Origin of the sequence: Kocuria sp. WN036 (genome assembly GCF_002287015.1) — a bacterium.
Lineage (GTDB): Bacteria > Actinomycetota > Actinomycetes > Actinomycetales > Micrococcaceae > Kocuria > Kocuria rosea.
Map to the genome: position 1 here is coordinate 137,902 of NZ_NSKF01000006.1, position 7,815 is coordinate 145,716.

Consider the following 7,815-nt stretch of genomic DNA (forward strand, 5'->3'; position numbering starts at 1 on the left):
GCGCGATCACTGCCCCAGGAACTTCTCGAAGCCCTTGGGCAGGTTCAGGTCCGCGGGGTCCGGCTGCCCCGGTGCCGCGCCGAACGCCGATCCGGCGGGCGCCTTCTGCTTGCGCTGCTGCTCGAGGGCCGCGTTCTCCTGCGCCCGCTTGGCGGGGTTGCCGGAGCGGGACCCGCCCTTCTTCGCGGCGCCCTTGCCCTTGCCCTTCTTCGGGCCGCCGCCCGCACCGGGCATGCCGGGGATGCCGGCGGGCATGCCGGGCACGCCCTTGCCCTGGGCCAGGCGCTTCATCATCTTCTGCGCCTGGGCGAAGCGCTCCATGAGCTGGTTCACCTCGGAGACGGTGACGCCCGAGCCCTTCGCTATGCGGGCGCGGCGGGAGCCGTTGATGATCTTGGGCGCGACCCGCTCGTGCGGGGTCATGGACCGGACGATGGCCTCGACGCGGTCGATCTCGCGCTCGTCGAAGTTCTCGAGCTGCTCGCGCATGCCGGCGGCGCCCGGCATCATCATGAGCATCTTCTTCATCGACCCCATCTTGCGCAGCTGCTGCATCTGCGCGAGGAAGTCCTCGAAGGTGAAGTCCTCCTGGTCGGTGAACTTCCGGGCCATCTTCTCGGCCTCGTCGCGGTCCCACTGCTTCTCGGCCTGCTCGATCAGCGTGAGGACGTCGCCCATGTCGAGGATGCGGGACGCCATGCGGTCCGGGTGGAACTGCTCGAAGTCGTCGACGTTCTCCCCGGTGGAGGCGAACATGATGGGCTTGCCGGTCACGGAGGCCACGGACAGCGCGGCGCCGCCGCGGGCGTCGCCGTCGAGCTTGGACAGGACCACGCCGGTGAAGTCGACGCCCTCGTTGAAGGCCTGGGCCGTGTTCACGGCGTCCTGGCCGATCATGGCGTCGATGACGAAGAGCACCTCGTCGGGCCGGACGGCGTCGCGGATGTCGCGGGCCTGGTCCATGAGGGCCTCGTCGATGCCGAGGCGGCCGGCGGTGTCCACGATGACCACGTCGTGCAGCCGCGCGCGGGCCTGGGCCACGCCGTCCCGGGCGACCTGCACGGGGTCGCCCGTGGGGTCGTCGAACTCCGAGGTGGTGCCCGGGTGCGGGGCGAAGACCGGCACGCCGGCGCGCTCGCCCACGACCTTGAGCTGGGTGACCGCGTTGGGCCGCTGGAGGTCGGAGGCCACGAGCAGGGGGCGGTGGCCCTGGCCCTTGAGCCACTTGCCGAGCTTGCCGGCCAGGGTGGTCTTGCCGGCGCCCTGGAGGCCGGCGAGCATGATGATCGTGGGCCCGGTCTTGGCCATCCGGATCCGGCGGGTCTGGCCTCCGAGGATGTTCTGCAGCTCCTCGTTGACGATCTTCACGACCTGCTGGCCGGGGTTCAGCGCCTCGGAGACCTCGAGCCCGAGGGCGCGCTCCTTGACCGCGGCGGTGAACTCCCGCACGACCGGCACGGCGACGTCGGCGTCGAGCAGGGCGCGGCGGATCTCCCGCACGGTGGCGTCGACGTCCGCCTCGGTCAGGCGTCCCTTGCCTTTGAGGTTCTTGAAGGTGGCGGTCAACCGGTCGGACAGTGAATTGAACACGGGTCGAAAGCTGCTTTCGTCGAGGGAGGCGGCCGGTGCCCCGCGGTCTGCGCCGCGGGCCGCGGCCCGGCCCGGTGTGGCGGGTCAGTGTCCAAGGTTAGCAACTCCGGGCGGCGCGGGGCCCGCCCCGTCGCCGTGCGGGGACGACGACGGCCGGCCCCCTCCCGGTGGAGGGGGCCGGCCGTCGGGACGGGTGGGGTCAGAGCGCCGTCTCGTCGCGCTCGCCGGTGCGCACGCGCACGGCCTGGTGCACGTCGGTGACCCACACCTTCCCGTCACCGGCGCGGCCGGTGTTCGCGGAGGAGACGATGACGTCGACGATGTCCGTGGCCTGGTGGTTGTCCACGAGGATCTCGACCCGGACCTTCTCGAGCAGGTCCACCGTGTACTCCGCGCCGCGGTAGACCTCGGTGTGCCCGCGCTGCTGCCCGTAGCCGTGCACGTTCTGGACCGTCATGCCCTGGACGCCGTAGGACTCGAGGGCGGACTTGATGTCCTTGAACTTCTCGGGGCGCACGATCGCGGTGACGAGTTTCATGGAAGGGATGCCTTTCGTGAGGAGGGAATGCGCCGGCGGTCGCCGCACGGCTCAGCTGTGCACCGGCTCGGAGCGGCCGGGCTCGAAGGACGAGGCGTCCTCGCCCGCGGCGTGCCGGCCGGGGCTGAAGGAGCCCGTGGCGTCCCCGGCCAGGGCGTAGCCGGACTCGGCGTGCTGGGTGATGTCGATGCCGTCGATCTCGTCCCGCTCCGTGATCCGGAAGCCGATGGTCTTGTCGATCGCGATGGCGATGACGAAGGTGAGCACGGCGCAGTACAGGACCGAGACGAGCACCGCGACGACCTGGGTGAGCAGCAGGCCGAAGCCGCCGCCGTAGAACAGGCCCGCGGTGCCCTCGGAGGGCAGCGCCACGAAGCCCAGGGCCACGGTGCCGACGATGCCGGAGACGAGGTGCACGCCGATGACGTCCAGGGAGTCGTCCATGCGCAGCCGGTACTTCAGGCCCACGGCGAGGGCGGAGCAGATGCCGGCCACGAAGCCGATCACGATCGCCCAGACCGGGGAGACGTTGGCGCAGGCCGGGGTGATGGCCACGAGCCCGGCCACGGCGCCGGAGGCGGCGCCCAGGGAGGTCGCGTGCTTGTCGCGGATGCGCTCGGTGAGCAGCCAGCCCAGCATGGCCGCGGAGGGGGCCACGAGGGTGTTGATCCAGATGAGGCCGGCCTGCTCGGCGGTGCCCGCGGCACCGGCGTTGAAGCCGAACCAGCCGAACCACAGGATCGCGGCGCCGAGCATCACGAGCGGCAGGTTGTGGGGGCGCTGGCTCGGGTCCTTGCCGAAGCCCTGGCGGGCGCCGACGATCATGATGAGGATCAGCGCGGCCACGCCGGCGTTGATGTGCACCACGAGGCCGCCGGCGAAGTCGATGGCCTCGCCGATCGCGGAGCCCACGGCGCCGTCCTCGGTGAGCAGCCCGCCGCCCCAGACCATGTAGGCCAGGGGGGCGTAGACGAGCGTGGCCCAGACGGGCACGAACACGGCCCAGGCGCCGAAGCGGGCCCGGTCGGCGATCGCCCCGGAGATCAGGGCGACGGTGATGATGGCGAAGGTCCCGCCGTAGGCGGCGCCGAGGAGGTCCTCGGTGCCCATGATGTCGGCCAGGGCGAAGGACGGCACGGGGCTGCCCGTGAGTCCGCCCAGCAGCGGGTCCCCGCCGCTCATGGAGTAGCCCCACAGGACCCACACCACGGAGACGAACGCGATGGAGATGAAGCTCATCATCATCATGTTCAGGACGCCCTTGGCGCGGGTCATCCCTCCGTAGAACAGGGCCAGTCCGGGGGTCATGAAGAAGACCAGGGCTGCCGCCACGATCGTCCACACGTGTCCAGCGGTGATTTCCACGATGTGCACCTCTCTCTGAAGCTTGTCAGGTCACCGGTGCCACTGGCCCGTTCCCCGAGGGGCCGTCCGGTGCTCACCGTTCACTGTCGAGTCTCCGAGAGAGATGTTTCGCCTGCCGCCGCGCGGGGTTGCGGACATGTTTCACGCCCGCCGCAATGGTTACGAGCACGTGAACTGCGGCGGGCGTGTGGGGGAAAAGGGGGACGGATCAGTCGAGCAGGGCGTCCACGAAGCTCTCGGGCTCGAAGGGCGCGAGGTCGTCGGGCCCCTCGCCGAGGCCGATGAGCTTGACCGGCACCCCGAGGCTCTTCTGGATGGCGACCACGATGCCGCCCTTGGCGGTGCCGTCCAGCTTGGTGAGGACGATGCCGGTGACGTCGACCACCTCGGCGAAGACCCGCGCCTGGGTCATGCCGTTCTGCCCGGTGGTCGCGTCGATGACGAGCAGCACCTCGTCGACGGCGGCGGCCTTCTCCACGACCCGTTTGATCTTCCCGAGCTGGTCCATCAGCCCCGCCTTGTTCTGGAGCCGGCCGGCGGTGTCGATCATCACGACGTCCACCTCGTGCTCGATGCCGGCGGTCACGGCGTCGTAGGCCACCGAGGCGGGGTCGGCGCCCTCGACGTGCGAGCGCACGGTGGGCACGCCCACGCGGGCGCCCCAGGTGGAGAGCTGGTCGGCGGCCGCGGCGCGGAAGGTGTCCGCGGCGCCGAGCACCACGTCCTTCTCCTCGGCGACGAGCACGCGCGCGAGCTTGCCCACGGTGGTGGTCTTGCCCACGCCGTTGACGCCCACCACGAGGACGACGGCGGGGACCGGCCCCTTGCGCTCCACGGCCAGGGACCGGTCCATCGACGGGTCGACCAGCGCGAGGAGCTCCTCCCGGAGCATGGCCTTCACGTGGGCGGGGTCGTTGGTGCCCTCGACCTTGACCCGGCGCTGGAGGGCCTCGACGAGGGCCATGGACGAGTCGGTGCCGAGGTCGGCGAGCAGCAGCGTCTCCTCGATCTCGTCCCACACGTCCTGGTCGATGCGGTCGCGCGAGAGCAGGACCAGCAGGCCCTTGCCGAAGACGTTGTTGGACCTGGCCAGCCGCCCGCGCAGCCGCGCCATCCGGGACGCGGCGGACTCGGGGCGGTCGAGGGCCGGCCGGGTGTCGGCGGGCGGGACCGGAGCGGTGCCGGGCTCCAGGTCCCCGGGGGCTGCGACGGGGCCGCCCTCGAGGTCGTCGGGGTCCCGGGTGGAGGGGTAGCCGCCGCGGGGCGCCTTGGGCCCCCGCAGCAGGACCAGCCCGAGCAGACCGAGGACCACGACGGCGATGAGCACGTATGCGAGAACGGGTATCGAATCCACGTCGCCCAGCTTCTCACACCGCCCGGTCCCCGGGCCGGGGGCCGCGGGGCCGGGCCGCCGCCCGGGGTCCTAGACTCGACGGGTGCCTGTCCAGCCCGCCGCCGCCGCGCCCGAGCGCGACCGCGTTCCCCAGCAGATCACGGTGCTCATCGCCGCCGCCTTCGTCATCGCGATCGGCTACGGCATCGTGGCCCCGGTGCTCCCCCAGTTCGCCACGACCTTCGGGGTCGGGGTGGCCGCGGCCTCGGCCGTGGTCAGCGTCTTCGCCGTGGCCCGCCTCCTCTTCGCGCCGGCGGGCGGGCGGATCCTGAACCGGATCGGCGAGCGCCCGACCTATGTGACCGGCGTGCTCATCGTCGCGCTGTCCTCCGCGGCCACCGCCTTCGCCCAGACCTACTGGCAGCTGCTGCTGTTCCGGGGCCTCGGCGGGATCGGCTCGGTGATGTTCACGATCTCGGCGATGGGGCTGATCGTGCGGCTGGCGCCGCCGCGGATGCGCGGGCGCGTCTCAGGCTACTACGCCTCTGCGTTCCTGGTGGGCGGGGTGCTCGGCCCCGTGGTCGGCGGCCTGCTCGCCGGCTTCGGCATGCAGGCGCCGTTCCTGATCTACGCGGTGTCGCTCCTGGTGGCCGTGGCCGTGGTGCACTTCCGGCTCAAGGACGAGGTGCTCGGCGCCGGCGCGGACCGCCGGAACCAGCCGGTGATGACCGTGGCCGAGGCGCGCCGGGTGGGGGCCTACCGCTCCGCCCTGGTCTCCAGCTTCGCCAACGGGTGGACCGCCCACGGGATCCGGGTGGCCCTCGTGCCGCTGTTCGCGGTGGCCGTGCTGGGGGCCGGCCCGGCCGTGGCCGGCCTGGCCCTGGCGGTCTACGCCGCGGGCAACGCGATGACCCTCCCGGTCACCGGCCGGCTCACGGACCGGTTCGGGCGCAGGCCGCTCGTGCTCTCGGGCCTGGTGCTCAACGGGGTCGCGACCATGGGGCTGGGCCTGGTCCAGGACGTCCCGTGGTTCGTGGTCCTCTCGCTCGTGGCCGGGATGGGCTCCGGGACCCTGAACCCGGGCCAGCAGGCGACCGTGGCCGACGTCATCGGACCGGACCGGGCCGGCGGACCGGTGCTGGCCCGGTTCCAGATGAGCGCCGACGCCGGGCAGATCCTCGGCCCCGTGGTGGCCGGTGCGCTGGCCGACGCCGCGGGCTTCGGCTGGGCCTTCGGGGTCTCCGGGGCCATCATGCTGCTGGCCGCCGGGGCCTGGCTGCCGGTGCGGGACACGATGGAGCGGCCCGAGACCCCGCCCGTGCGCGGCACCGGGCAGTAGCGGCCCCGGGCTGGAGCACGGCGGGCTCAGCGCAGCTCGGCGAGCCGCTGCCCGATCACGGTGGTCACGCCGTCCCCGCGCATCGCGACCCCGTAGAGGGCGTCGGCGATCTCCATGGTCCGCTTCTGGTGGGTGATGATGATCAGCTGCGAGGTCTCCTGCAGCTGGCGGAAGATGCTCAGCAGCCGACCGAGGTTGCGGTCGTCGAGAGCGGCCTCGACCTCGTCCATGACGTAGAAGGGCGAGGGGCGGGCCTTGAAGATCGCCACGAGCAGCGCGATCGCCGTCAGCGACCGCTCCCCGCCGGAGAGCAGGGACAGCCGCTTGATCTTCTTGCCCGCCGGGCGCGCCTCCACGTCAATCCCGGTGCTGAGCATGTCCGTGGGGTCGGTGAGGCGCAGCCGCCCCTCCCCGCCCGGGAACAGGGTGGCGAAGACGCCCTCGAACTCCCGGGCGGTGTCGGCGTAGGCCTCCGCGAAGACGCGCTCCACGTGCTCGTCGACGTCGCGGATGATGCTGCGCAGGTCCTGCCGGGAGCGCTTGAGGTCCTCGAGCTGCTCGGCCAGGAAGCGGTGGCGCTCCTCGAGGGCGGCGAACTCCTCCAGCGCCAGCGGGTTCACCCGCCCCAGGGAGGCGAGCTCCTTCTCGGCCCGGCGCAGCCGCGCCTCCTGCTGGGCGCGCACGTAGGGGGCGCCTCCCGCGGCCTCGGCCGGGTCGCCGGACGCGACGCCGAACAGGGCGTCCTGGCCGTCCTCGGCCGCCGCCGGCGCGTCGTCCTGCGGCGCCCCGGGGCCGCGGTCGGAGCCCGCGCCGGCGCCGGGTTCGGGGTCGAGGTCGGGGTCGGGGATCAGCAGGTGCGGTCCGTAGTGCTCCACGAGCGCGTCCGGGGTGAGCCCCAGCTCCTCGAGGGAGCGGTCCTCCAGGGCCTGGATCCGGGCGCGCTGCTGGGTGCGGGCCAGCTCGTCCCGGTGCACGGAGTCGGTGAGCCCGGCGAGCCGCGCGGCGAGCCGGTCGTTGGCGGCGCGCAGGTCCGTCAGCTCCGCGTCCAGCCCGGCGCGGACGGCCTCGGCCCGGTCCCGCTCCGCGGCGGCGACCGCCGCGGACGCCGCCACGAGCTCGAGCAGCTGCTCGGCGCCGGCGAGCACCGCCTCGGCGTTGCGGGCCTGGATCCGGCGGCGCCGGGCCCGCCGCTCCGCCTCCTCCCGCGCCCGGCGCTCGGCGGCGGCGGCCCGCTCCTGGGACGCGGCCCGGTTGCCGAGGGCCCGGGCCTGCTCCTCGAGGGAGCGCAGGGTGAGCCGGGCCTCCGTCTCCGCGGTGCGGGCCGTCGTGGCGGCCCGGTGCAGCTCGTCGCGGCGGGCGGCGGCCTCGAGCTGGACGGTCTCGGTGTCCTCCTCGCCGTGCTTCTCGGCGGCCCCGAGCCGCTCGGCGGCCTCGCGCAGCCGCTCCTGCTCCCGGGCCAGATGCTCCCGCGCGGCCGCGACCTGCTCGTCGTAGCGCCGGGTCTCCGCCTCGGCCGAGTCCAGCACGGCCCGGACCCGGGAGAGCTCGGACGCGGCCCGGTCCGCCGTGCGCTCGGCGGCGCGCAGCAGCCCCGCGGTCTCCTCGGCGGCCCGGCGGGCGGCGTCCCGCGCCGCGGCCGCCGCGCCGGAG

The 7,815-nt window shown here is 73.3% G+C and carries 6 protein-coding genes; 1 reads left to right on the forward strand and 5 read right to left on the reverse strand.

Annotated features, from left to right (window positions below; translation table 11 throughout):
- Positions 1 to 6: 6 nt before the first annotated feature.
- The 4 genes from ffh to ftsY form a co-directional block, all read right to left on the reverse strand.
- Positions 7 to 1,590: a signal recognition particle protein gene (ffh, locus tag CK505_RS06170; RefSeq protein WP_017833765.1), complete on the reverse strand. Its 1,584-nt coding sequence runs from the start codon at positions 1,588 to 1,590 to the stop codon at positions 7 to 9.
- A 199-nt stretch (positions 1,591 to 1,789) separates the two neighbouring features.
- Complete coding sequence (locus tag CK505_RS06175; RefSeq protein WP_017833766.1) at positions 1,790 to 2,128, reverse strand: P-II family nitrogen regulator; 339 nt, start codon at positions 2,126 to 2,128, stop codon at positions 1,790 to 1,792.
- Positions 2,129 to 2,179: 51 nt separating this feature from the next.
- Positions 2,180 to 3,493, reverse strand: coding sequence for an ammonium transporter (locus CK505_RS06180; protein WP_081615781.1), 1,314 nt, complete (start codon positions 3,491 to 3,493; stop codon positions 2,180 to 2,182).
- 208 nt (positions 3,494 to 3,701) lie between these two features.
- A complete protein-coding gene (ftsY, locus tag CK505_RS06185; RefSeq protein WP_095650551.1) occupies positions 3,702 to 4,847 on the reverse strand; it encodes a signal recognition particle-docking protein FtsY in 1,146 nt (381 codons plus the stop codon).
- Between the two features lie 82 nt (positions 4,848 to 4,929).
- Between ftsY and CK505_RS06190 the strand changes: the two genes are divergently transcribed.
- Positions 4,930 to 6,165: an MFS transporter gene (locus CK505_RS06190; RefSeq protein WP_095650552.1), complete on the forward strand. Its 1,236-nt coding sequence runs from the start codon at positions 4,930 to 4,932 to the stop codon at positions 6,163 to 6,165.
- Between the two features lie 26 nt (positions 6,166 to 6,191).
- Here CK505_RS06190 and CK505_RS06195 read toward each other — a convergent pair.
- The coding region (locus CK505_RS06195; RefSeq protein WP_176475298.1) for an AAA family ATPase at positions 6,192 to 7,815 on the reverse strand (1,624 nt) is incomplete at its 5' end.

What these genes read in the sequence shown, in the direction of transcription:
- CK505_RS06175 (WP_017833766.1), bottom strand. Translation starts at nt 2,128, where the DNA reads ATGAAACTCGTCACCGCGATCGTGCGCCCCGAGAAGTTCAAGGACATC.